The sequence below is a fragment of the Ruegeria sp. AF8 genome, from assembly GCF_056541825.1.
The window spans coordinates 89981-113165 of sequence record NZ_JBQFYW010000001.1; the positions used below are offsets into that span (position 1 = coordinate 89981).

Consider the following 23185-nt stretch of genomic DNA (forward strand, 5'->3'; position numbering starts at 1 on the left):
TCTAGCTGGCAACCTCCTTCAATGCCGAATGATTTGGGAGTATTTCCTTGGGCAACGCTCGTAATATCGCTTTTTGGGTCGTCCTTTTTCTGCTGATTCTCGCGCTGTTCAACCTGTTCAGCGGGTCAGGCGGAACGCTTCAGAGCCATGAAAAGACCTATTCTGAATTTGTCGCCGCTGTGGATGCGGGTGAAGTGACCCGCGTGACGCTGGATGGTGAACAGATCCGGTACCGGACAAGCGACAACCGTGACTATGTGACGATCAAGCCCGGCGATGCTGAAGTGACGCAGTTGCTGATCGGTAAAGACATTCCCGTTCGCGCGGAAAAACAACAGCAATCGGGGTTCCAGTCGTTCCTGATCACGTTGCTGCCTTTCCTGTTGCTGATCGGCGTCTGGGTCTACTTCATGAACCGGATGCAGGGCGGCGGTAAAGGTGGTGCCATGGGCTTTGGTAAGTCCAAGGCCAAGATGCTGACCGAAAAACATGGCCGCGTGACCTTTGACGACGTCGCAGGCATCGATGAGGCCAAGGAAGAGCTGGAAGAGATCGTGGAATTCCTGCGCAACCCGCAGAAGTTCTCGCGGCTGGGCGGCAAGATTCCGAAAGGCGCACTGCTGGTTGGTCCACCGGGCACCGGTAAGACGCTGCTGGCCCGTGCGATTGCGGGTGAGGCGGGCGTGCCGTTCTTCACCATCTCGGGTTCTGATTTCGTCGAGATGTTCGTGGGTGTCGGCGCATCCCGTGTCCGCGACATGTTTGAGCAGGCTAAGAAGAACGCGCCTTGTATCGTCTTCATCGACGAAATTGACGCCGTGGGCCGCCATCGTGGCGCCGGCTATGGCGGCGGCAACGATGAGCGCGAACAGACCCTCAACCAGTTGCTGGTCGAGATGGACGGGTTCGAGGCCAATGAAGGCGTGATCATTCTGGCCGCGACCAACCGTAAGGACGTTCTGGACCCCGCATTGCTGCGTCCGGGCCGGTTTGATCGTCAGGTGACCGTCGCCAACCCCGACATCAAGGGCCGGGAAAAGATCCTGGGCGTACATGCCCGCAAGACACCTCTGGGTCCGGATGTTGACCTGCGCATCATCGCACGGGGCACGCCCGGGTTCTCGGGCGCGGATCTGGCCAATCTGGTGAACGAGGCGGCGCTGATGGCCGCGCGCGTGGGCCGCCGCTTTGTCACCATGGAAGATTTCGAGAACGCCAAGGACAAGGTGATGATGGGGGCCGAGCGCCGCTCGATGGTGCTGACGCAGGACCAGAAGGAAAAGACCGCCTATCACGAGGCCGGTCACGCCGTTGTCGGCTTGGAACTGCCGCTATGCGATCCGGTCTACAAGGCGACGATCATCCCGCGCGGCGGTGCGCTGGGTATGGTTGTGTCGTTGCCCGAAATGGACCGGCTGAATTATCACCGCGACGAATGCAAGCAAAAGCTGGCAATGACGATGGCGGGCAAAGCTGCCGAAGTCATCAAATATGGTGACGACCATGTCTCGAACGGCCCGGCTGGCGATATCATGCAGGCCAGCCAGCTGGCGCGCGCCATGGTGATGCGCTGGGGCATGTCCGACAAAGTCGGCAATATCGACTATGCCGAAGCGCACGAGGGGTATCAGGGCAACACCGCCGGTTTCTCGGTTTCGGCCCATACCAAGGAGCTGATCGAGGAAGAGGTTAAACGCTTCATTCAGGAAGGCTATGAAAAGGCGCATGAAATCCTCAGCGCCAAGAAAGAGGATTGGGAGCGTCTGGCACAGGGCCTGCTGGAATACGAGACTTTGACCGGAGATGAAATCAAGCGGGTCATGAGAGGCGATTCGCCGCATGAAAGCGACGACGAAAGCGATGACTCGGACAAGGGCAACGCGCCCAGCGTGACGGCGATCCCGAAAACCAAACCCAAGAAGGCACCACCGGAAGACGGCATGGAGCCGGAACCGACGACCTGAGTTTCAGGCAAAAGACCCGGGGCCTCCCGGGTCTTTTTTTGCAAACACTCCCGCTCTGAATCGTCTGGAAACGACGGGCATTAATGCCTGTCTTGCGTGATGCAACCTTTCTGGGAGGCCGATTGGTTTCGTCCGTGCCGAATGAAAAACCATGGCCCCTGAGGGAAATCTCGTTTCCGATTAGAAACGCCAGACTTGGGCATACGCCGCTTCACAGCGTGATTATGTCGGAATCCATATCTACGGCCATTGTACACAACGGTATGGATTGTTCAGCGCCGACGCCCCGCGTCGGTTTTGCACGACCTCAATCAGGAACCCTGCCCAATGAGCTATAAATCCGATATCGAAATCGCCCGCGAGGCGAACAAGAAACCGATCCAGGAAATCGGTGCAAAAATCGGCATCGAATCTGCGGATCTGCTGCCCTATGGCCACGACAAAGCGAAGGTCAGTCAGGACTTCATCAACTCAGTGCAGGACCGCGAAGACGGCAAGCTGATCCTTGTCACCGCGATCAACCCGACCCCGGCGGGTGAGGGTAAGACCACGACCACCGTGGGTCTGGGCGACGGTCTGAACCGGATCGGCAAGAACGCGATGATCTGTATCCGCGAGGCCTCGCTGGGTCCGAACTTCGGCATGAAGGGCGGCGCCGCGGGCGGCGGTTACGCGCAGATCGTTCCGATGGAAGAGATGAACCTGCACTTCACCGGTGATTTCCATGCCATCACTTCGGCCCACTCGCTGCTGTCGGCGATGATCGACAACCACATCTACTGGGGCAACGAGCAGGCCATCGACATGCGGCGCGTGGTGTGGCGCCGGGTGGTCGACATGAACGACCGCGCGCTGCGCCAGATCACCTGCTCGCTTGGCGGTGTGTCGAACGGTTTCCCGCGCGAAGCAGGTTATGACATCACCGTGGCGTCCGAGGTCATGGCGATCCTGTGCCTGGCCACCGACCTGAAGGACCTGGAGAAGCGTCTGGGCGACATCATCGTCGCCTATCGCCGCGACAAGACCCCGGTCTACTGCCGAGACATCAAGGCCGAAGGCGCGATGACCGTGCTGCTGAAGGACGCGATGCAGCCCAACCTGGTGCAGACGCTGGAAAACAACCCGGCCTTCGTCCATGGCGGTCCTTTCGCGAACATCGCGCATGGCTGTAACTCGGTCATCGCCACCAAGACCGCTTTGAAAGTCGCCGACTACGTCGTGACCGAAGCGGGCTTTGGCGCCGATCTGGGTGCCGAGAAGTTCATGAACATCAAGTGCCGCAAGGCGGGCATTGCTCCGTCTGCCGTCGTGCTGGTTGCCACTGTGCGCGCGATGAAGATGAACGGCGGCGTTGCCAAGGCCGATCTGGGTGCCGAGAATGTTGACGCCGTGAAGTCGGGCTGTGCCAACCTGGGCCGTCATATCGAGAACGTGAAGTCCTTCGGTGTGCCGGTAGTCGTTGCCGTCAACCACTTCGTCACCGACACCGACGCTGAAGTGCAGGCCGTCAAGGACTATTGCGCCGAGCACGGGGTTGAGGCGGTTCTGTCGCGTCACTGGGAACTGGGTTCGGAAGGATCCGAGGAGCTGGCCAAAAAGGTTGTGGAAATTGCCGATGCCGGTACGGCAAACTTCTCACCGATCTATCCGGACGACATGCCGCTGTTCGAAAAAGTCGAGACCATCGCCAAGCGCATCTACCGCGCTGATGAGGTGCTGGCGGATTCCAAGATCCGCAACCAGCTGAAGGAATGGGAAGCCGCCGGCTACGGCAACCTGCCGGTTTGCATGGCCAAGACCCAGTATTCGTTCTCGACCGACCCCAGCTTGCGCGGCGCGCCCACCGGCCACTCGGTTCCGGTGCGTGAGGTGCGCCTGAGCGCGGGTGCCGGTTTCATCGTGGTGGTCTGCGGTGAGATCATGACCATGCCCGGCCTGCCGCGCAAACCGGCTGCCGAAACCATCTGCCTCAATGACGCAGGTGAGATCGAGGGCTTGTTCTAAGCGCCCGAATGAGTCACTCCGTGGCCCGGGACATCCCGGGCCACGAGGAGAATTCAATGCCATCGCTGATACCGCCGCACGACTGCGCCACGATGCGCGAGTTGCGGGTTCAGATCGACCGGCTGGACCGGGAACTGATCGGAAAGCTGGTAACGCGCGCGCGTTATATCGATCGCGCTGCCGAGCTGAAACCGATTGAGGCTTTGCCCGCCCGCATCCCGGCCCGCGTCGAAGAGGTGGTTCAGAATGTCCGCGCCAGCGCCGCCGCATCCGGACTTGATCCTGATCTGGCGGAGAGCCTATGGCGCATATTGATTGACTGGTCGATTGCTCGCGAGGAGCAGGTGATCGGCATTGACTGAAATCCGGTCGCGGTCATTGGGCCCGACGGAAGGTGATGGAAGGGATCGACAAATGGTCGCGCAAGTAATCGACGGAAAGGCCTTTGCCGCCACGGTACGCGGGCAGGTGGCCGAGCATGTGGCCCGGCTGAAGGAAGAACACGGCATCACGCCCGGTTTGGCCGTGGTGCTGGTCGGAGAGGACCCGGCATCTCAGGTTTATGTCCGCTCCAAGGGCAAGATGACCGTCGAGGTCGGCATGAACTCGTACGAGCACAAGCTGGACGCGGATACGTCCGAAGAAGACCTTCTGGCCCTGATCGGCAAGCTGAACAATGACCCGGCGGTTCACGGCATTCTGGTGCAGCTGCCGCTGCCCAAGCACCTGAACGAGGATCTGGTGATCAACTCGATCGATCCGGCCAAGGATGTTGACGGTTTCCATATCTCGAACGTGGGCCTGCTGGGTACCGGCCAAAAGTCGATGGTGCCCTGCACGCCGCTGGGCTGCCTGATGATGTTGCGCGACCATCACGGCTCATTGTCGGGTCTGGATGCTGTCGTCATCGGCCGGTCGAACATCGTGGGCAAGCCAATGGCGCAGCTGTTGCTGGGCGACAGCTGCACCGTGACCATCGCGCACTCGCGCACCAAGGACCTGCCCGAGGTTGTCCGCCGTGCCGACATCGTCGTCGCCGCCGTGGGCCGCCCGGAAATGGTGCCGGGTGACTGGATCAAGGAAGGTGCCACTGTGATCGACGTGGGCATCAACCGCATTGAGCGCGATGGCAAGAACAAGCTGGTGGGCGACGTGGATTATGCCAGCGCTGCCGAACGCGCCGGCGCGATCACCCCGGTGCCGGGTGGCGTCGGTCCGATGACCATCGCTTGCCTGCTGGCCAACACCCTGACCGCCTGCTGCCGCGCCAACGGCCTTGCCGAACCCAAGGGTCTAACGGCGTAACCCCATCCGGCAAGCCAGCCTGCGGGTCCGGCTTGCCGAAACGTTTCCTTTTAGATGCATTCGCCTGCCGTCGCCGATCCTTTGTCGGTGACGGGCACAAACTAGCGCGGAATTGGCACCGGCCTGGGATGTGCACCGGTCACGATCGCGATGGCGTCCCGGGCAACGAGCGACGCCAATGCATCGGCGTCACTGCGCAGCCCGCCGGTATAGGTGCCGTATGCGGGCAGGATAAGGCGGACCGCATCCAGCAGGAAAGCAGGCCTTGTTACGCCCCTGCCGCGGGTCCGAAGGGCGATCTTGGGGTGGTAGTGACCGGATATTTCAGCCTGTTTGGCTGGATCTGCGATATGCCGGAACATCAATGGCCCGCAGGCCCATTCGGCCAGATGAGTGCCGCCCATATCGACCGGTCCGGGATCGTGATTGCCTTCGATCCAGATCCATCGCCGCCCGGCTTGCAGCGACGCGATCTGCATCCTGTCGGCCTCGGGCAGAGCCGCCGCTGCGTCAATGTCATCAAAGCTGTCCCCCAGGCAAACGATCGTGTGTGCGCCGCAACCGTTGATGTCGGCGGCAAGCCGGCCGAGCGTGTCCTGGGTTTCGTAGGGTGGCAGGATGGTTCCGCCGCGGCGGGCCGTGCGTTCGGATTTTCCAAGATGCAGATCCGAAACACACAGCAATTCCTGCTCGGGCCACCACAGCGCCCCAGAGCCGAGGGCAGTCAATTTCTGGCCGAAAAAGGAAAATGCAAACCCGTTCATGGTATGTTCTTTGACTTGGCCGCAAGATTTATGCAACCCGAAATCGTTCGGCGATCAAAGGGGCAAACCCGCCTCACGCATAAGCTTTTCGCTTTCCTCGGCCAGCAGCCGCTCTTCGGCCTCGCCCTTCACCGCCACTTTTCCGACCTCCAGAAACAGAGGGGCGGCCAGCGGCGACACGCGGTCGAGGTGAACGAGATCGATTCTGTCGCCCGAGCGTTCCAGCATCTCTTCGATCCTTGCGAAATCGACCAGTCCCCGCATGGTTTCCTCGCGGGTGATCTGCAGCAGCAGATGATCGGGGTCATATTTGATCAGGGTGTCATAGAGGATATCCGACGAAAACGTGGCCTGCCGCCCGGATTTGCGCTGACCGGCGATGTTGCGCTCTATCAGGCCGGCAATTGTCGCGCTGGCGCGAAATGTGCGTTTCATTATCTGATTTCCCGCAAGCCAGCGGCCCAGACCTTCGCGCAGAGCACCGATTTCAAGCAGGGCTCGCGGGTCGGTGACCTGGTCCAGCCCCCATATCAGCGTCGCATAGTCGGTGGCAACGAAACCCAGCGGCGCCAGCCCCTGTTCTTCCATCCGTTTCGTCAGCAGCAGACCCAAGGTTTGCTGCCCGTTTCGCCCGGCAAAACCATAGACACAAATATGTTCGCGTCCTTCGCTGGGAAAGCTTTCGATCAACAACCGGCCCTGTTCGGGCAATCGCGAAACCCCGCGTTGCAGCGCCAGCCATTCGGCGGTATGCGCGGGCAATTGCGGCCACTCGGCCTGAGCGAAGATGCCGAGGATGCGCGCGCATAACTGGGTCGATGTCGCGAATTTGGTTCCGGAAAACACGGCGATTTTGGGTTTGCGGTCCGCCCGGCGACTGACTTCGACCACCATTTCGCGCAACCCTTCGTACCTGACGATCTGGCCGCCGATCAAAAAGGTGTCGCCGGGTGTCAGCGACGCGGCGAACCCTTCTTCGACTTCTCCCAACGGTTTTCCGCCCCGGTTGCGTTTCAGGCGCACCTTGAGCAGATCCGTGTCCTGGATTGTTCCGATATTCATCCGTATCCGCTGCGCTGCGCGCGGGTCGCGCAGTTGCCACAACCCGTCTGATCGCTTCTGCAACCGCTGCCAGCGGTCATAGACCCGCAAGGCGTATCCGCCGGTGGCGCAGAAATCGAGGCAATCGTCGAACTGCGCCCTGCGAAGCCCGGAGAAGGGTCCGGCCGACGTCATTTCGACAAACAGCGTATCCGCATCGAACGGGCCCGAGGCGGCGGCAATCAGGATGTGCTGACACAATACGTCTCGAGGGCCGGCGCCACGAGGTTCACCGTCCAGATCATGCGCCCTGACCGCCTCAAGCGCCGCAACGCATTCCACCACTTCGAACCGGTTCGCAGGCACCAGCAATGCCTTGGAGGGCGCATTGTAGCGATGGTTCGCCCGCCCGATCCGCTGGACCAGGCGCTTGACGTTCTTGGGTGCGCCGATCTGGATCACCAGATCCACATCGCCCCAATCGATCCCCAGATCCAGCGAGCCGGTGCAGACGATGGCGCGCAGCTCTCCGCGCACCATCGCGGCTTCGACCCGCTCGCGCTGTTGCCGGTCGAGGCTGCCGTGGTGAATGCCTATGGGTAATCCGTCATCATTGGCGAGCCACAGATTGTGAAAGAAAATCTCGGCCTGCGCCCGTGTGTTGTGAAAGATCAGGGTGGTCTTGTGTTTCCTGATCTGATCCAGCACCGCCGGAATGGCATATGCCGCCCCGCCACCGGACCATGGTGGCGCCTCGTCGGTCTCAAGCATTGAGATATCCGGGTCCGGCCCCGGATCGGCCAGAACGATTTCGCAGGGGTCGGGGAAACGGGCCAGAAAAGATGCGATTGCCTGCGGATCCTCGACCGTGGCCGACAGGCCGACCCGGCGCAGTGCAGGGCGCATGGCCTGAAGCCGCGCCAGCGCCAGCATCAGTTGATCGCCACGCTTGCTTTCGGCCAAGGCATGGACCTCATCGATGATCACCCGCTGCAAACCGGCGAATATTTTCGCCGCGTCTTCGTAGGATGTCAGCAGAGCCAGACTTTCAGGCGTTGTTAGCAGAATATGCGGCGGATCGGCCCGCTGGCGTTTCTTTTGCGTGGCCGAAGTATCTCCGGTCCGGTCTTCGATCCGTATCGGCAGGCCGATTTCGTTCACCGGTGCGCGCAGGTTTCGCTTGATATCCGCTGCCAGTGCTTTGAGCGGTGAAACATAAAGCGTGTGCAGCCCCTGATGTGACCCGTCCGCCAATTCCGCAAGGGTCGGCAGAAACCCGGCCATCGTTTTGCCACCGCCGGTAGGAGCGATGAGCAGCACTGCGGGCTTTTTGGCGTTTTCGAAAAGCGCGACCTGATGCGGGTGGATGGACCAGCCTTTGCACGTGAACCAGTTCAGAATTGGGGCGGGAATCGTTGCCATGGGGCCAGACTATCCCGCCGGGCCAACCGACTGGAACAGAAGACTCGAAATCTACCCCGACCTCGCAGAGCATCGGTTTTCCGTCTGATGGCTGGATCAGGTGATGGTGTTGATGCGATCAAGTCCGGGACGGGGCAGAGTGTCGAGAAGACGAAACACTTCTGCCCTGCACGAGGTTCCGCTCCAGCCCGAAGGAAAAAAGACCGCGGGTAATTCCGGGTGGCGCAACACCACGCGGCGCCAGCGGTGCACGATCAAGGTTCGCAGCGTGGCGGTCTGCAATGGCGTCGGGTGCCAGTTGGCGGGGCGCGCGTCGAGAATTTGGCGAACCGCTTGCTGCAAGCTGTTGCAGGCCTCGCGCAATTCCGGCGGACAGAGACGGTCCTGCAGCCAGGCAGGTGCCGCGTGGGCCGATACTTCGAAAACGGCCAGATCTTCACAGTTTTTTGGGGGTGGTCCCGCGCCCAGTGCAACGGTTCGTCCGATGGCGGTGTAGTCGCGCGTCATCATCAGATCATCGAGGGTGTGGATGCCCGGACCGTCCTCGGCGATCAACAGATGCCAGCGATCCGGAATCCTTGGTTCACGAGCGTAAATGCGCGGTGTGACACGTGCCGATTGGGATCTGCCATATTCGGTCAGGAAGTGCCGCGACTCGCGCCCCGAGCGCGCGCTTTCGATCCAGCCGTCCTTGCGGAGCCGGTGCAACGCGACACGGATGGCTTCGGGCTTGATGCCCATCGGTTTGATGATCCGGGTCAGCGCACCGCCGGAGATCTGCGCGCCGCGTTCCTGTGCCAGATCGCCGAACAGGGACACAATAATGGACCACACCCTCTGGTTCTGAGGGTCTGCCAATTCGGCGGTAGCTTTGTCGAACCAGCTATTCTCACTCGTCATGGATACAGACTAAACCTGCTCGTCGAATAAGAAAATCCGGTTCTTTGTCGCTTGGAAGATCCGGGCCGGACGGATCCGAACGGAGCGCCCGGCCGCTGGATCAATAGGCGTTCATGGTCAGCAGCTCGTATTCTGCCACCAATTCATCGTCCTGATTTGTCAGGGTGACATGCCAGCGCACCTCGCCATATTCGTCGGTTCGGCGGGTTTTTTTCTTGACCGTCAACCGCACTTTGATGCTGTCGCCCGCCGAGACCGGCTTCATGAAGCGCAGCCCGTCCAGCCCGGTATTGGCCAGAACCGGCCCCTCGTTCGGCTCAACGAACAGACCCGCGGCAAAGGAAAGCAGCAGATAGCCATGCGCGACGCGGCCGGGGAAGAACGGGTTCCGGCTGGCGGCCTCTTCGTCCATATGCGCATAGAACGTGTCGCCGGTGAAATGGGCGAAATGTTCGATATCGTCCAGGGTGACGGTACGCGAGGCGGTGTGCAGCGTCTCGCCGATCGCCAGTTCGCCGAACTTGCGGGTGAAGGGATGCGCGGGGCCCGGGATTTCCTGCGCGCCAGGCACCCATTTGTCACCGATCGTCGCCAGCATTTCGGGCGATCCCTGCACAGCGGTGCGCTGCATATAGTGTTTCACGCCGCGCACGCCGCCCATCTCTTCGCCGCCGCCCGCGCGGCCCGGGCCACCATGCACCATATGGGGCAGGGGTGAACCGTGGCCGGTGCTTTCCTTCATTGATGTGCGGTTGTTGATATAGATCCGTCCGTGATAGGCCCCTGCACCCATCACCACGTCGCGGGCGACCTGTGCGTCGTGGGTGATCAGCGACGTCACCAGCGAGCCCTGGCCCCGATTGGCCAGCGCGATGGCGTGATCCAGATCGCGATACCCCATGACGGTCGAGACCGGCCCGAAAGCTTCGGTGTCGTGAACCCTGACAGCGCCATCGGGATTGGCGCAGTGAAACAACATCGGCGGCACGAAGGCGCCCTTGTTCGCGTCGGCTCCGTTCACCTCGAAGGCATCGGGATCGCCGAAAACCCGCTCAGCCTCCTGTCCGATGATCGCGGCCTTGGCCAGAACATCGGCCTTTTGCCCGGCTGAGACCAGCGCCCCCATCCGTGTGCCCTCAAGCCGGGGATCGCCGATCACGGTTTTCGCTAGCCGCGCGGACAGGGCCTCGATCACCGCCCCGACGCGGGGTTCCGGTGCGATGATACGGCGAATGGCAGTGCATTTCTGCCCAGCCTTGGTGGTCATCTCGCGGCTGACCTCTTTGACGAAGAGATCGAATTCGGGCGTGCCCGGATCGGCGTCAGGGCCGAGGATTGACGCGTTCAGGCTGTCCTGCTCGGCCACGAAGCGCACCGAGTTCTGCAGGATCACCGGGTTCTGCCGCAGCTTCAGTGCGGTATCGGCGGATCCGGTGAAGCTGACCACGTCCTGACAGGTCAACCGGTCCAGCATGTCGCCCAGACCGCCCGAAACCAGCTGCAGCGCGCCTGCTGGCAGAAGGCCGCTGTCCAGCATGATCTTCACCGCCAGTTCGGTGACATAGCAGCTGTTGGTGGCCGGTTTCACGATGGCCGGAACACCGGCCAGCAGGGTGGGGGCCAGTTTTTCCAGCATCCCCCAGACCGGGAAGTTGAAGGCGTTGATATGCACCGCCACGCCTTGCAGCGGGGTGCAGACATGTTGGCCCAGGAACGTGCCGTTGCGGGACAACTGCTCGACATCGCCGTCCAGATAGACATGGCCGTCAGGCATTTCGCGGCGGCCTTTCGAGGCGAAGACGAACATCGTGCCGATGCCGCCGTCGATGTCGATCAGATGGTCCGACTGAGTAGCCCCGGTGTCAAAGCTGAGGTCATAAAGCGCCTGTTTCTGTGCGTTCAACGCCTGCGCCAGGGCCTTGAGCATCCGGGCGCGGTCGTGAAACGTCATCGCCCTCAGGGCTGGTCCGCCAACACTGCGCGCGTGATCCAGCATCGCCTGCACGTCGAGGTCCGCATTGCCCGCAGTGGCCATCGGCGCGCCCGTGATGGCCGAAGATATGGTGCGCGCGCTAGCCCCAGGGGTGACCCATTCTCCGGCGGCAAAGCTGGAAATCTGCAACAGTGTCATTGGTCTCTCCCGTATGTGGTGCGCGGTGGCAGTCTAAAGTTAACATATAATTAACCGAACGACCGGTCAATATTTTGATGCGAGGTGGTTTGCTCGCCAAAAGGCCGGAGTTCTGGCCCCGGCCTCAGCGTTGTCAATGCCCCAACGCGCCCATCTGCTCGGGCAGATACAGGACGACGACGGGAACCAGAACGATCAGCGCAAGGCGGAAGATATCCGCAACCCAGAAGGGGGTCACACCCCGGAAGATCGTGCCGGTCGAAACGTCCCCGACAACGCCTTTGAGAATGAACACGTTGAGGCCGACAGGCGGTGTGATCAGCGAAATCTCGGTTACGACCACAACGACGATGCCGAACCAGATCGGATCATATCCCAGCGAAGTCACCAGCGGGAAAAAGATTGGCACCGTCAGCAGCAGCATCGAAAGCGATTCAAAAACGCAGCCCAGAATGATGTAGATGCCAAGGATCATCAGGATCACTACAAAAGGCGACACGCTATAGGCGGTGACCAGTGCGATCAGTGCCTCGGGCAGGCCAGCGAGGTTGATGAAATTGGAAAAGATCTGCGCCCCGATCAGAACCGAAAACAGCGCCGCCGCGGTAAAGGTGGTTTCTTTCAGAACCTCGAATGTCGATGAAACCGTCAGGCCGCCACGGAAAAGCGCGATCAGGAAAGCGCCCGCCGCGCCCATTCCCGCCGCCTCGGTCGGCGAGAACGTGAGGTTCAGCGGATGGAAGTCGAACGCGCCATACAGCCCGCCGATCACCAGGAAAAACAGCAGCAGAACCGCCCAGACCGACCCCAACGCGCGGAAGCGTTCGCCCCAGCCGGCGCGTTCTCCGGCGGGGCCGGCGGCGGGGTTGCGCCAGACGGTCCAACGAACGGCGAACAGATAGAACAGAATGCCCAGCAACCCGGGAATGATCCCGGCCATGAACAGCTTGCCGATCGAGGTTTCGGTCAGCAAGCCGTAGATCACCAGAATCACCGAAGGCGGGATCAGGATACCCAGTGTGCCGCCCGCAGCGATGGAAGCAGTGCTGAGCTCGTCGGAATAGCCATAGCGGCGCATCTGCGGCATGGCGACCTTGGACATGGTGGCGGCGGTGGCCAGTGACGAACCGCAGATGGCTGAAAAACCGCCGCAGGCAGCAACGGTCGCCATGGCGATGCCGCCGCGCATATGGCCCAGAAAGGCGTTTGATACCGCATAAAGCTCGCGTGCCATGCCGCCCTTGTTTACAAATAGGCCCATCAGGATGAACAAGGGCACAACCGACAGCCCGTAATCCTGCGCCGTATCGGTGATCTGGCGGCCAACCATCGACATCGCGGCCTTGAGGCCGCGCTCGTCAAAAATCGAGCCGCCACGCTCATAGGCAAATCCCAGCGTGCCGACCAATCCCATCGCAAAGACGATAGGCAAACGTACGAGCACAAGGATCAGGACCAGTGCAAATCCAATCAATGCCGCAATCATCAGGCGCGCTCCGAGAGGTATTGGGGGGCAAAAAGGTGCAACAGGCCGGTAATGATCATAGCAATACCGGTGATGGCCACCGAGAGGGTGATGAACCAGCCCACGAAATAGGTGGGGATCGAGAGATATTCCGTGACGTCGCCATATTCTCTGGCACGCTCGGCCAAAACCCAAACTCTATTCACGGGCCAGTACATCATGGCGCCGCTTACAAGATAGATGATGCCATCCCGGATGCGGTCCAGGCGCAGCCGGTGGAAGATGCCATCGGTAAGGTCGACGGCGATTTGCCCGTTGGTGACCGAGATGATGGGCAGCACCGAAAACACCAGTATTGCCATCAGGATGCGGGTCAATTCGGTTGCCGCCTCGATAGGCGAGTTGAACACCGAGCGCAGGATCACGTCGCAAAACGTCATCACCATCAGGATGAACAGGGCAACGCTGGCGACGAACACAGGCAGGATGCTGGCCCGCCGGACAGTTTGGATCAGGGATGTCATGGAGGTCCTCCCGGGGGTTCGGGGGCGGAACGCTGCCGCCCCCGGGATGGGCTTAGTTGCCCGACATTTCCGACTTGATCATGTCATAGGCGGCCTGGGCATCAACGCCGGCCCCGTCGACTTCGGCGATGACCTTGCCGCGAATGTCTTCGGAAATCACCGTGAACTTTTCAAGGTCGGCATCCGAGGCGGCGTTGATCGCATTGCCTTCGGCCGCTTCGGTTTCCTCGCGACCGATGTTGTCGATCTCGTCCCAGATCTTGCCGATCTCGCGGCTCAGCGGCTCGCCAAAGACCTTTTCTTCCAGCGCAGCCTGAATGTCTTCGGGCAGGTCGGCAAAGGTGTCTTCGTTCATGATGAACGCGAACGAGCCGCGATAAAGACCGCCGGGCATCTCATAGACGTTCTGCGCCACTTCGGTCAGCTTGAAGCCCTTGCGGGATTCAAACGGCATCACAACACCATCGGCCGCTTTCGACGCGAGTGTTTCATAGACCTTCGGGGCAGGAACCTGAATGCCGGTTGCGCCCAACGCCGTCCCGACATCGCCGCCGACACCGCCGGGGATACGCACCTTGAGGCCGGAAAACTGGTCAAGCCCTGTTACCGACGAGTTGGAATGCAACTGCGCGGGTCCATGCGTGTGCAGTGCGATGACCTTGACGCCGCGATGTTCATCCGCCGCCTTCAGATACTGCTCATAGGCGCGCCAATAGGCGACCGAGGCTGCCTCGGCCGAACCTTCGTATCCGGGCAGTTCGATCAACTTGGTAACGACAAACCGGCCCGGCTGGTAGCCATGGAAGATGATCGAGGCATCGGCGGCGCCGTCCATGATCAGGTCCATTTGCGCGGGCGGAGGCGCAATTCCCAGCTTCAGTTCCGCTGTGACCTGACCGTCGGTTGCCTCTTCGATCATTTCGACGAATTTGGGCCACATCTTGGCGTTGATACCATGGGTCGGCGGCGCCCAGCTGGAAATGGTCAGCGTATAGTCGGCCGCCATGGCCACAGTGCCGGTCACTGCCAGCGCGGCCGAAGCCAGTAGAGTCGTCAGCTTGGTGAATTTCATGACTTGATTTTCTCCTCCAAAACGTGAGTCATAAATGTGTTAATGGTCCGTTTTGTAACCATCAACAGGTTAAGTTTTTCGCCCACTTGTCGGCGATCTTCCAGGAACTTGGGCTTTCTGCCGCGATTTTTTCCATGGTGTCGGCGACATGCCCGCTGATTTTTTGTTCGGACAGATGCATCGGTCCGCCGCGCCAGCGGGGGAAGCCATAGCCATGCAACTGCACCATATCCACGTCCTCGGTTCTTGCTGCAATGCCCTCCTGCACGATCAGCGCGCCTTCGTTGGCAAGCACGGCAAGCAGACGGTCGGAAATGTCACGGGACGAGAAGGTCCGGCGGACAATGCCGCGCCTGGCAGAATAGGCTTCGATCAGGGCCTCGACCTCCGCGTCGCGTTCGGGTGTGCGCGATCCGTTGGTGTACCTGTACCACCCAGCTCCGGAGCGTTGTCCCAAACGCCCCATTTCACACAGCGTGTCGGCGATGCTTTCGTATCGTTCGCGCGGGTCTCGCGTTGTGACCTGCCGTTTCCGGTTTGCCCACGCGATTTGCAGCCCGGTCAGGTCCTGCAGTTCGAACGGCCCCATCGGAAGCCCCTCGGCGCGTATCGCCGCATCGATCTCGTGCGGCAATGCACCGTCGGCCAGCAGATATTCCGCTTCACGCCGATAGGCAGACAGCATCCGGTTGCCGATAAAACCATCGCAGATGCCCGACAGAACCGCGACCTTGCGCAGGCGCTTTGCCAGCGCAAATCCGGTTGCCAGAACCTCGGGCGTGGTATCGGGGGTTTGCACGATTTCGAGCAGCTTCATCACATGCGCGGGGCTGAAGAAATGCAATCCCAGACAGCGGGATGGATTGACGACATTCTCAAAGATCAGCGTAGGGTCGATATATGAGGTATTGGTGGCAAGAATGGCATCCCGGGACATGACCCGGGCAAGCTGCACAAACACGTCGCGCTTGACGCCAAGATCTTCGAAAACCGCCTCAATGGCCAGATCGGCCCCAGCGGCGTCGGAATAGTCGTCCGTCGTGATCAACCTGTCCAGCATCTCGGCTTGCTGCCGGGCGGTGACCTTGCCGCGACTGACACCGCCGTCGATCAGGCCGGCGATCCTGTCGCGGGCGGCAAGCGCAGAGTCGCCGTCACGCTCGATCAGGGTCACGCCGAGACCGCCGCTCAGACAACCCATCGCAATGCCGGCCCCCATCAAACCGCCCCCGACGATGGCCACCCGATGCAGGTCGCGGCTGGGCACGCTCGCAATCGCGTCGGGTTTGCTGACGACCCGCTCGGCAAAGAAGGCGTAACGCAGCGCGCGGCTTTCCTCTGACTGCCGCAGATCGAGATGAAGGGCCCGTTCCCTGGGCTGGCCTTCGGAAAAGGGCAGGGCGGCCCATTGCAGCGCTTCAAGGTTCAGTAGCGGAGATTGCTGTCCCCTGGCGCTTTTCAGTAGGCTGGATGCCGCGGCTTCATACGCATCGGTATCCAGAGGTTTCACGATGCGGTCGCGAATCCTGTTCGGGCGCGGTGGCAGAGTAAGGGCGAACTCACGTGCGGTATCGCGCAGATCGCCTGTGACGACCCGGTCAATCCCGCCGAGCGCCATCATGTCGGCCGCGTTGAACATCTTGCCCTTGCAGGCCATGTCGATCGCCGCCTGCATCCCGATCAGGCGCGGCGTACGTTGGGTGCCGCCCGCGCCGGGGATCAGGCCGACATTCACCTCGGGCAATCCGAATCTGGTTCCTTCCGCTGCGACCCGCCAGGCGCATCCCATTGCGATTTCGAAACCACCGCCCAGCACGGTCCCGTGCAAAGCCGCGACAAATGGCGTTTCGCTGTCTTCGATCAATGTCACCACATCGGGCAGATGAGGTTCCTCGGCGGGGCGGTCGAATTCGGACATATCGCCGCCTGCGACAAAGGTCCGGCCCGCACAGATCAGGATAGCGACACGTGCGCCCTGCACTTCGGCAACCGCTCGCCTTAATCCTGCACGGACGGCGGTCGAGGTGGCGTTCACCGGCGGGTTGTCAACTTCCACCCATGCGATGTCGCCTTCGCGTTTTACCGAAACTACCGGATTGTCGGACATGTCCTCGCCCTGGTTGGTTGGGAATCATTTCGTGATTAATTTATTGACCAACCGTTCGGTTTATGCAAGAACATTGTTGAAATAATCGCAAAGCGAGCTGGTGATGTCTGATACGATTCTTACCGAAAGCCATGGGAATTGGGTTGAAATCACCCTCAACCGCCCTGATCGACTGAACAGCTTCACGGACGAAATGCACTATGCGCTGCGATCCGCACTGGAGGCCGCCAGAGATCAGGGCGTGCGCGCGGTTCTGCTGACCGGGGCGGGGCGCGGGTTTTGCGCGGGGCAGGATCTGGGCGACCGTGATCCGTCGAAAATGGATGGGCCGCCGGATCTCGGAAGCACGGTTCGGACGTTCTATGCACCGCTTGTGCGACTGATCCGGTCGCTGAACTTTCCGGTCATCTGCGCGGTCAACGGGGTTGCGGCAGGAGCCGGGGCCAACCTCGCGCTGGCTTGCGATATCGTTCTGGCTGCTGAAAGCGCCAAATTCATCCAGTCTTTTTCCAAGGTCGGGCTGATTCCGGATACCGGTGGCTCGTGGCACCTGCCGCGCCTGCTGGGCGAAGCGCGCGCTAAGGGATTGGCGTTGACGGCGCAGCCACTGCCCGCCAACAAGGCCGAGGATTGGGGGCTGATCTGGAAGGCGTTGCCGGATGATCAGCTCATGACCGAAGCGCGCACGCTGGCCGAACAGTTTGCCAATGGTCCGACCCTCGGGCTTGGGTTGACGAAACAGTCGATCCAGGCGGCGGCGGTCAACACTCTGTCGGACCATCTGGAGCTTGAGGCCGATGCCATGAAAACCTGCGGCGAAAGCGCGGATTACGCTGAAGGCGTCACCGCTTTTCTTGAAAAACGCGCCCCGAATTTTCAGGGCCAGTGAACATGACCCCCAAGGAACGCGCGGAAAAAGCCGTTGCCGCCATGTGGGCGATGGACAATGCCACGAAATGGGCCGGGATGGAGATCACCGGGGTAGACGTGGGCACGGCGACGCTGGAGATGACGGTCGAGGCACATCACTGCAATGGGCACGGCATCTGTCATGGCGGGGTGAGTTTCATGCTGGCCGACAGCGCCTTCGCCTTTGCCTGCAACAGCCGAAACCAGTCCACGGTTGCTCAGCACAACATGATCAGTTTCATCGCGCCGGGGCGGCTGGGTGACCGGTTGACTGCCACCGCAACCGAGCTGAGCCTGACCGGGCGCAGTGGCATCTACGATGTGACAGTCACCAATCAGCACGGCCAAAGGATCGCTGAGTTCCGCGGATTTTCCCGGGCGATCAACGGCACACTGTTTGACGAGGAATAAGGCGAGGAGGATTCAATGAAGGACCTGACCCCGAACAAAGCCGATCTGGATCCGATCGAGATTGCTTCGATTGACGAGATTCGTGCCCTGCAACTGGACCGGCTGAAATGGTCGCTGCGCCATGCCTATGACAACGTGCCGATGTACCGCCAGCGCTGTGACGAGGCCGGGGTGCATCCCGACGACCTGCATTCGCTGAGCGATCTGGCGAAATTCCCGTTCACCTACAAGAACGATCTGCGCGACAACTACCCCTTCGGCCTCTTTGCCGTGCCGCGCGAGCAGATCATGCGCCTGCACGCCTCCTCGGGCACGACCGGCAAGCCGACCGTGGTGGGTTACACCGCAACTGACATCGACAACTGGGCCGATCTGGTGGCGCGTTCCCTGCGTGCGTCGGGTCTGCGCAGGGGTGACATGGTCCACAACGCCTATGGCTATGGCCTGTTCACCGGTGGTTTGGGCGCTCATTACGGCATCGAGCGTCTGGGCGCGACCGTCGTGCCGATGAGCGGCGGGCAGACGGAAAAACAGGTGGGCCTGATCACCGATTTCAAACCCGACGGGATCATGGTCACGCCGTCCTACATGCTCAACATCCTTGAGCAGTATCGCAAGGTCGGCATGGACCCGCGCGAAAGCTCACTATCCGTGGGTGTGTTCGGGGCAGAGCCCTGGACCGACGCGATGCGCAAGGAGGTCGAGCAGGCCTTCGATATGCACGCGGTCGATATCTATGGCCTCAGCGAGATCATGGGCCCGGGCGTCGCCAACGAATGCGTCGAGACCAAGGATGGCCCGGTGATCTGGGAGGATCACTTCTATCCCGAGATCATCGACCCGGCGACGGGTGAAGTGCTGCCGGATGGCGAAATGGGCGAGCTGGTGTTCACCACGCTCACCAAGGAAGGCCTGCCGATGATCCGCTATCGCACCCGCGACCTGACGCGGCTCTTGCCGGGGACGGCGCGGTCGATGCGGCGGATGGAAAAGATCACCGGACGTTCCGACGACATGATCATCCTGCGCGGCGTCAACGTCTTTCCCAGTCAGGTCGAAGAACAGGTTATGGCCACTGGCGGTCTGGCTCCGCATTACCAGATCGAGCTTTACAAGGCGGGCCGGATGGACGCGATGCGGGTCTATGTCGAGGCGCTGCCGGATGCGGCGGATGAGCTGAGCAAGACAGCAGCAGCCCGCATGCTGACCAAGCGGATCAAGGACATTGTTGGCGTTTCCACCGAGATTGTTGTAGGGGAGCCGGGTGACGTCGAACGCAGTCAGGGCAAGGCCAAGCGCGTTGTCGACAACCGGGATAAGGAGTGAGGCTTGGCCCGTACGATTGCCAAAGACCATGACCAGAAGCGCGCGCAGATTCTGAAATCCGCCGCGCGCGTTTTCGCACGCGAAGGGTTCGACCGAGCTTCGATGACTCAGCTTGCGCGCGAATGCGGTATATCGAAAGCCAATATCTACCACTATTACGACGGCAAGGATGCGATCCTGTTCGACATTCTCGAGACCTATCTGCGCGAGTTGCGTGACCTGATCTGCGGGATTGATATTGAAGGCCTGAGCAAGCCGGACCGGTTGCACAAGGTGGTGCGCGAGATTCTGCTGGCCTATCAGGGGGTGGATGACGAGCACCGGGTTCAGACCAGCGGCATGTCGGCCTTGCCCGCGGATCAGCAAAAGCTGCTGCGCGGTTATCAGCGGGACATGATCGTATTTGTCAGCGAAATCATCTGTGCCATTGAGCCCCGCGTGTTCGATGGCGATCAGGGAAAACTGCGCGCGGCGACGATGTCGGTCTTCGGTATGCTGAACTGGTATTATATGTGGAACCCGGGCGCGGACAGCGCCGCGCGCGAAGACTATGCCCGCATGGTCAGCACGCTCACCCTGCATGGACTGCCTGGGCTCTGACGGATCACGTTGCCCGGAGCGGAGCAAAATGGTGTTGGACTTTGGCGCAATCCCTGCTCTGGTTGTGCGCAGGAGAGGCACCATGAAAAAACCGGAAAGTTTCGAGAAATTCTATTTTGCCAAGGTCGGCCTGGGTGAGGCCTGCGGTTGCGCCGAAAAGATCATCGATGTCTACGAGTTCAACCGCCGCGCCGGTGCGCCGGCACGGGTCGCGCCCCGACAAAAACGGCGGTTCTCGCTGAAATCGCTTGCCCGCAAATACGGGCTGATCGGTCGCCCCCGCGACTGACGCTATGCGACCGTCTCGGGTGGGCGCGGCACCGGATAGATCTGGTCATAGGCCCAGTTGAACACATAGGCATAGATCAGGAAAAAGGTGGAAAAGCCGATATCCAGGATCAGCGCCTCAAGATAGCCGATCGACAGCCACCACGCGGTCAGGAAAATTCCCACGATCAGGATCACCACTTCGAACAGGATCGCGTGGACGGCCCGGATGCCCGGCCCGCGCGGCGCCATGTTGCGATACTTCCGGTCCCACAGATCGAACAAAAGATTGAAGACGAAATTCCATACCATGGCCAGAATGCTGAACATGACGGACAGCACACCAAGGCTTTGCATCGAATGCCCTGTAATCACACTGCCGCCCACTGACGCCAGGATCACCGCGATTCCCTCGAACAACAATGTGTGCCTGATGCGATCTCGCAGACTGCGCATGATTTATCTTTCCAGAAAGATGTTTTCTTGTCTTTACAGATATTATATCTTCCCGGCAAGATAAATTTGGCGTGGATAGGCAAGACATGGCCGACAGGCTCTCACTCAAAGAAATACTGAACCAGATCCGGCAGAACTGGCCCGAGGCCGACGCGCCGGAAACTACCGTGATGCTGGGCATAATCCGCCTGCGTGACCTCGTTGTGGAGGACACCCGCCGACTGGTTGCGGAATTCGGCCTGACACAGGCAGGGTTCGAGGTTCTGACAACTCTGCGCGCTCAACCCGGACCTCATCGGTTGACGCCGACTGAATTGTACCGCGCCATCCTGCTTACTTCTGGTGGTATGACCAAGATCCTCAAACAGCTTGAACGCGACGGTCTTGTCACGCGCGAGGATGACCCCGACGACCGGCGCAGCCGCGCCGTGATCCTGACTGATGCAGGCGCGCGGCGGATCGAAACCGTGATGGCTGCAGTGGCGGCTCAGGACAAACGCATGCTGGAGGGTTCGCTGGGCGCCGAGCAGATCCACGATCTCGGAGAGACCTTGCTGCGAACCGTGGAACGTCTGGAGGCGGCAGCAGACGGATGAGGTGAGACCATGACTTTGGGCACACTTCATCCGGCTCAGGTCACTGCGCCGCCTGATCGGTCAGGGGGCTTTCAGACCCAAAGTGTCCAGCAACGAACCCGCCTCGACCTCCCAGCGGGTCTTCAGCGCGGTATTGGTCGACTTACGCAAACCCATCGCCCGCAGGCTTTCGAATTTTCCGGACGACCCCGAACCAAAGCTCGCGGCAACCCGGGGCCACCAGTAATCCACCGACTCCTGCATGCTGGCCGCGGAACCCTGTTCGATCAGTTTCACGGCCCCTTCCAGCGCCAACTCGCCGTGATGCGCCTCGATGGGGGCAATAGCCCGGAAGGCTTCGGCCAGCGGCTGGTATGAGATCAGCGCAAATTCGGCCAGTTGAACTGTCACCGCGCGACTCATCAGCAGGTTCATCATCACCGCATCGACCCATCCCTGAAGCGGATAGTTGAACACGGCCAGACGCATGTCATGCTCGGACCGGGTGGCGCCGATATCGGCTGCACGGTCCAGCCGGGCCGTCCAGGGATGATGAGTTGCATACCGTTCCGCATCGGCGCCGAACTCTCCCATGATCCGCAGCACCCGCTCGGCATTGTCGGTCTTTTCCAGCACGATCTTTGCGGCGGCGATCCGTTCCTTGATACCTGGACCCTCGTTGATCACGTCGGCAAAGCCCGCGGCACCGGCCAGTTCGCTGTCCACGAATATCGCCATCAGCTTCATCAACTCGGCCCGATAGCGCGGCGGAACGTTCATGGGGTTGGTCAGCACTCCGCCAGCGGCGAGATAGCTTTCGATCGTCATGTCTTCGGCCATTGTTTCTCTCCCCTCACTGGTCGTAGTCGACGACGACGGCGTCGGTCAGCGGATAGGCCTGGCAACTCAGCACATATCCCTTTTCGACTTCGTAGTCTTCGAGTGCGTGGTTCGCCACCATCTCGACCTCGCCCTCGATCACCCGGCAGCGGCACGTCGAGCACACCCCGGCCTTACAGGCAAAAGGAGCGTCCATCCGGTTGTCCAATGCCGCGTCGAGGACCGACATATCCTTGGGCATGGTTATGGTCTGGGTCGCGCCGTCCAATGTGATAACGGCTTTGGCCTGATTGGCGCTGGTCGCGGCTTCGGCGGAAACGGTCTTGCGCGTGGCGCGGCCAGGCTGGGCGCTGGCAAACAGTTCGAACTTGATCTGCCCGTCGTTCAGCCCATGCGACCGCAATGCCGCCGCGATGCCCAGCATCATCGGTTCCGGCCCGCAGATATAGGCCATGTCGGTGTTTTCGATGTCGATCCAGTGCTTGAACAACTCACCGCATTTTTCCTCGGTCACCAGCCCGGTGAACAGATCGATTTCCTGCGCGTCCGTCTCAAGAATGTGGATCACATTCAGGCGGCCCATATAGAGGTTTTTCAGATCCTCCAGCTCTTCGCGGAACATGATCGTGTTCACGCCCTTGTTGGCATAGACCAGCGTGAATTGCGATTTCGGTTCCCGCGCCAGCGTCGTCTTCAGAAGAGACAGAACAGGCGTGATGCCCGAACCACCGGCGAAGCCCAGATATTGTTTCTCGGCCTCGGTATCGAGCGGGGTAAAAAACCCGCCCATGGGCGGCATCGCCTGCAGCGTATCGCCGACCCGGAGTTCTTCATTGGCCCAGGTCGAGAATGCACCGCCGTCAACGCGTTTGATGCCGACCTGAAGGATGCCATCGTCTTTGCCCGAGCAGATCGAATAAGAGCGGCGCAATTCCTCGCCGTCAAAGTCGCGGCGAAAGGTCAGGTATTGGCCTTGGGTGAAATCAAACTCTTCGGCTGCGCCGTTCGCCGGCTTCAGCGTCACCACGACCGCGTCGCGGATGGTTTTTTGGATGTCGGTGACTTCCAGATCGTGAAATCGCGCCATCGGCGGTCTCCTCTT

Annotated in this window: 21 protein-coding genes; 10 read left to right on the plus strand and 11 right to left on the minus strand. The window is 60.6% G+C overall.

The window, feature by feature from the left end; all coding sequences use genetic code 11:
* Positions 1-47 precede the first annotated feature (47 nt).
* The 4 genes from ftsH to folD all read left to right on the plus strand — a co-directional run bounded on the left by ftsH (position 48) and on the right by folD (position 5273).
* Positions 48-1964: an ATP-dependent zinc metalloprotease FtsH gene (gene ftsH, locus ACR0AO_RS00420; RefSeq protein ID WP_480598552.1), complete on the plus strand. Its 1917-nt coding sequence runs from the start codon at positions 48-50 to the stop codon at positions 1962-1964.
* A 327-nt stretch (positions 1965-2291) separates the two neighbouring features.
* Entirely contained in the window at positions 2292-3968 is a 1677-nt protein-coding gene (locus tag ACR0AO_RS00425) for a formate--tetrahydrofolate ligase (RefSeq protein WP_480598555.1), read from the plus strand.
* A gap of 56 nt (positions 3969-4024) precedes the next feature.
* Positions 4025-4330 carry a chorismate mutase gene (locus ACR0AO_RS00430; RefSeq protein WP_480598558.1) on the plus strand — a complete coding sequence of 102 codons (306 nt, stop codon included), beginning with the start codon at positions 4025-4027 and terminating at the stop codon, positions 4328-4330.
* A 52-nt stretch (positions 4331-4382) separates the two neighbouring features.
* Positions 4383-5273, plus strand: a complete 891-nt coding sequence (gene folD, locus ACR0AO_RS00435) for a bifunctional methylenetetrahydrofolate dehydrogenase/methenyltetrahydrofolate cyclohydrolase FolD (protein WP_480598561.1) — start codon at positions 4383-4385, stop codon at positions 5271-5273.
* A gap of 101 nt (positions 5274-5374) precedes the next feature.
* Here the strand turns inward: folD and pdeM are convergent, their stop codons facing one another.
* The 8 genes from pdeM to ACR0AO_RS00475 form a co-directional block, all read right to left on the minus strand.
* Positions 5375-6037 carry a ligase-associated DNA damage response endonuclease PdeM gene (gene pdeM, locus ACR0AO_RS00440; protein WP_480598563.1) on the minus strand — a complete coding sequence of 221 codons (663 nt, stop codon included), beginning with the start codon at positions 6035-6037 and terminating at the stop codon, positions 5375-5377.
* A gap of 54 nt (positions 6038-6091) precedes the next feature.
* Positions 6092-8500 (minus strand): ligase-associated DNA damage response DEXH box helicase, encoded by a 2409-nt coding sequence (locus ACR0AO_RS00445; protein WP_480598565.1) that lies wholly within the window; start codon positions 8498-8500, stop codon positions 6092-6094.
* Positions 8501-8596: 96 nt separating this feature from the next.
* On the minus strand, positions 8597-9400 hold the full coding sequence (locus ACR0AO_RS00450) for a PaaX family transcriptional regulator C-terminal domain-containing protein (RefSeq protein WP_480598567.1): 804 nt from the start codon (positions 9398-9400) through the stop codon (positions 8597-8599).
* A gap of 100 nt (positions 9401-9500) precedes the next feature.
* Positions 9501-11531, minus strand: coding sequence for a phenylacetic acid degradation bifunctional protein PaaZ (gene paaZ / locus ACR0AO_RS00455; protein WP_480598569.1), 2031 nt, complete (start codon positions 11529-11531; stop codon positions 9501-9503).
* A 133-nt stretch (positions 11532-11664) separates the two neighbouring features.
* Complete coding sequence (locus ACR0AO_RS00460) at positions 11665-13017, minus strand: TRAP transporter large permease (protein WP_480598572.1); 1353 nt, start codon at positions 13015-13017, stop codon at positions 11665-11667.
* The gene (locus ACR0AO_RS00465; protein ID WP_480598574.1) at positions 13017-13520 is read right to left on the minus strand and encodes a TRAP transporter small permease; all 504 of its coding nucleotides are present in this window, start codon (positions 13518-13520) and stop codon (positions 13017-13019) included. Before ACR0AO_RS00465 ends, ACR0AO_RS00460 begins: the two co-directional genes overlap by 1 nt.
* Before the next feature lie 52 nt (positions 13521-13572).
* Positions 13573-14592: a TRAP transporter substrate-binding protein gene (locus ACR0AO_RS00470; RefSeq protein WP_480598577.1), complete on the minus strand. Its 1020-nt coding sequence runs from the start codon at positions 14590-14592 to the stop codon at positions 13573-13575.
* 61 nt (positions 14593-14653) lie between these two features.
* Positions 14654-16699 carry an FAD-dependent oxidoreductase gene (locus ACR0AO_RS00475; RefSeq protein WP_480598580.1) on the minus strand — a complete coding sequence of 682 codons (2046 nt, stop codon included), beginning with the start codon at positions 16697-16699 and terminating at the stop codon, positions 14654-14656.
* Between the two features lie 103 nt (positions 16700-16802).
* Between ACR0AO_RS00475 and paaG the strand changes: the two genes are divergently transcribed.
* The 5 genes from paaG (at position 16803) to ACR0AO_RS00500 (ending at position 20234) form a co-directional block, all read left to right on the plus strand.
* Complete coding sequence (gene paaG / locus ACR0AO_RS00480) at positions 16803-17588, plus strand: 2-(1,2-epoxy-1,2-dihydrophenyl)acetyl-CoA isomerase PaaG (RefSeq protein WP_480598583.1); 786 nt, start codon at positions 16803-16805, stop codon at positions 17586-17588.
* A 2-nt stretch (positions 17589-17590) separates the two neighbouring features.
* Positions 17591-18019, plus strand: coding sequence for a hydroxyphenylacetyl-CoA thioesterase PaaI (gene paaI, locus ACR0AO_RS00485; RefSeq protein WP_480598586.1), 429 nt, complete (start codon positions 17591-17593; stop codon positions 18017-18019).
* A 15-nt stretch (positions 18020-18034) separates the two neighbouring features.
* Complete coding sequence (gene paaK, locus ACR0AO_RS00490) at positions 18035-19345, plus strand: phenylacetate--CoA ligase PaaK (RefSeq protein WP_480598590.1); 1311 nt, start codon at positions 18035-18037, stop codon at positions 19343-19345.
* 3 nt (positions 19346-19348) lie between these two features.
* Entirely contained in the window at positions 19349-19945 is a 597-nt protein-coding gene (locus tag ACR0AO_RS00495; RefSeq protein WP_480598593.1) for a TetR/AcrR family transcriptional regulator, read from the plus strand.
* Between the two features lie 82 nt (positions 19946-20027).
* Positions 20028-20234, plus strand: a complete 207-nt coding sequence (locus ACR0AO_RS00500; RefSeq protein WP_480598595.1) for a hypothetical protein — start codon at positions 20028-20030, stop codon at positions 20232-20234.
* Between the two features lie 2 nt (positions 20235-20236).
* Here the strand turns inward: ACR0AO_RS00500 and ACR0AO_RS00505 are convergent, their stop codons facing one another.
* Positions 20237-20668: a PACE efflux transporter gene (locus ACR0AO_RS00505; RefSeq protein ID WP_480598597.1), complete on the minus strand. Its 432-nt coding sequence runs from the start codon at positions 20666-20668 to the stop codon at positions 20237-20239.
* 86 nt (positions 20669-20754) lie between these two features.
* Between ACR0AO_RS00505 and ACR0AO_RS00510 the strand changes: the two genes are divergently transcribed.
* Positions 20755-21264, plus strand: a complete 510-nt coding sequence (locus tag ACR0AO_RS00510; protein WP_480598603.1) for a MarR family winged helix-turn-helix transcriptional regulator — start codon at positions 20755-20757, stop codon at positions 21262-21264.
* A gap of 60 nt (positions 21265-21324) precedes the next feature.
* On the opposite strand, the gene ACR0AO_RS00515 is transcribed toward ACR0AO_RS00510, so the two are convergent.
* Together ACR0AO_RS00515 and paaE are read right to left on the minus strand one after the other, a co-directional pair.
* Positions 21325-22083: a Phenylacetic acid catabolic protein gene (locus tag ACR0AO_RS00515; RefSeq protein WP_480598607.1), complete on the minus strand. Its 759-nt coding sequence runs from the start codon at positions 22081-22083 to the stop codon at positions 21325-21327.
* A 13-nt stretch (positions 22084-22096) separates the two neighbouring features.
* Positions 22097-23170 carry a 1,2-phenylacetyl-CoA epoxidase subunit PaaE gene (paaE, locus tag ACR0AO_RS00520; RefSeq protein ID WP_480598611.1) on the minus strand — a complete coding sequence of 358 codons (1074 nt, stop codon included), beginning with the start codon at positions 23168-23170 and terminating at the stop codon, positions 22097-22099.
* Positions 23171-23185: the final 15 nt, after the last annotated feature.

Coding starts and splice junctions, on each gene's coding strand:
- ACR0AO_RS00425 (WP_480598555.1), top strand. CDS start 2,292: ATGAGCTATAAATCCGATATCGAAATCGCCCGCGAGGCGAACAAGAAA.
- ACR0AO_RS00430 (WP_480598558.1), top strand. CDS start 4,025: ATGCCATCGCTGATACCGCCGCACGACTGCGCCACGATGCGCGAGTTG.
- folD (WP_480598561.1), top strand. CDS start 4,383: ATGGTCGCGCAAGTAATCGACGGAAAGGCCTTTGCCGCCACGGTACGC.
- pdeM (WP_480598563.1), bottom strand. CDS start 6,037: ATGAACGGGTTTGCATTTTCCTTTTTCGGCCAGAAATTGACTGCCCTC.
- ACR0AO_RS00445 (WP_480598565.1), bottom strand. CDS start 8,500: ATGGCAACGATTCCCGCCCCAATTCTGAACTGGTTCACGTGCAAAGGC.
- ACR0AO_RS00450 (WP_480598567.1), bottom strand. CDS start 9,400: ATGACGAGTGAGAATAGCTGGTTCGACAAAGCTACCGCCGAATTGGCA.
- paaZ (WP_480598569.1), bottom strand. CDS start 11,531: ATGACACTGTTGCAGATTTCCAGCTTTGCCGCCGGAGAATGGGTCACC.
- ACR0AO_RS00460 (WP_480598572.1), bottom strand. CDS start 13,017: ATGATTGCGGCATTGATTGGATTTGCACTGGTCCTGATCCTTGTGCTC.
- ACR0AO_RS00465 (WP_480598574.1), bottom strand. CDS start 13,520: ATGACATCCCTGATCCAAACTGTCCGGCGGGCCAGCATCCTGCCTGTG.
- ACR0AO_RS00470 (WP_480598577.1), bottom strand. CDS start 14,592: ATGAAATTCACCAAGCTGACGACTCTACTGGCTTCGGCCGCGCTGGCA.
- ACR0AO_RS00475 (WP_480598580.1), bottom strand. CDS start 16,699: ATGTCCGACAATCCGGTAGTTTCGGTAAAACGCGAAGGCGACATCGCA.
- paaG (WP_480598583.1), top strand. CDS start 16,803: ATGTCTGATACGATTCTTACCGAAAGCCATGGGAATTGGGTTGAAATC.
- paaI (WP_480598586.1), top strand. CDS start 17,591: ATGACCCCCAAGGAACGCGCGGAAAAAGCCGTTGCCGCCATGTGGGCG.
- paaK (WP_480598590.1), top strand. CDS start 18,035: ATGAAGGACCTGACCCCGAACAAAGCCGATCTGGATCCGATCGAGATT.
- ACR0AO_RS00500 (WP_480598595.1), top strand. CDS start 20,028: ATGAAAAAACCGGAAAGTTTCGAGAAATTCTATTTTGCCAAGGTCGGC.
- ACR0AO_RS00505 (WP_480598597.1), bottom strand. CDS start 20,668: ATGCGCAGTCTGCGAGATCGCATCAGGCACACATTGTTGTTCGAGGGA.
- ACR0AO_RS00510 (WP_480598603.1), top strand. CDS start 20,755: ATGGCCGACAGGCTCTCACTCAAAGAAATACTGAACCAGATCCGGCAG.
- ACR0AO_RS00515 (WP_480598607.1), bottom strand. CDS start 22,083: ATGGCCGAAGACATGACGATCGAAAGCTATCTCGCCGCTGGCGGAGTG.
- paaE (WP_480598611.1), bottom strand. CDS start 23,170: ATGGCGCGATTTCACGATCTGGAAGTCACCGACATCCAAAAAACCATC.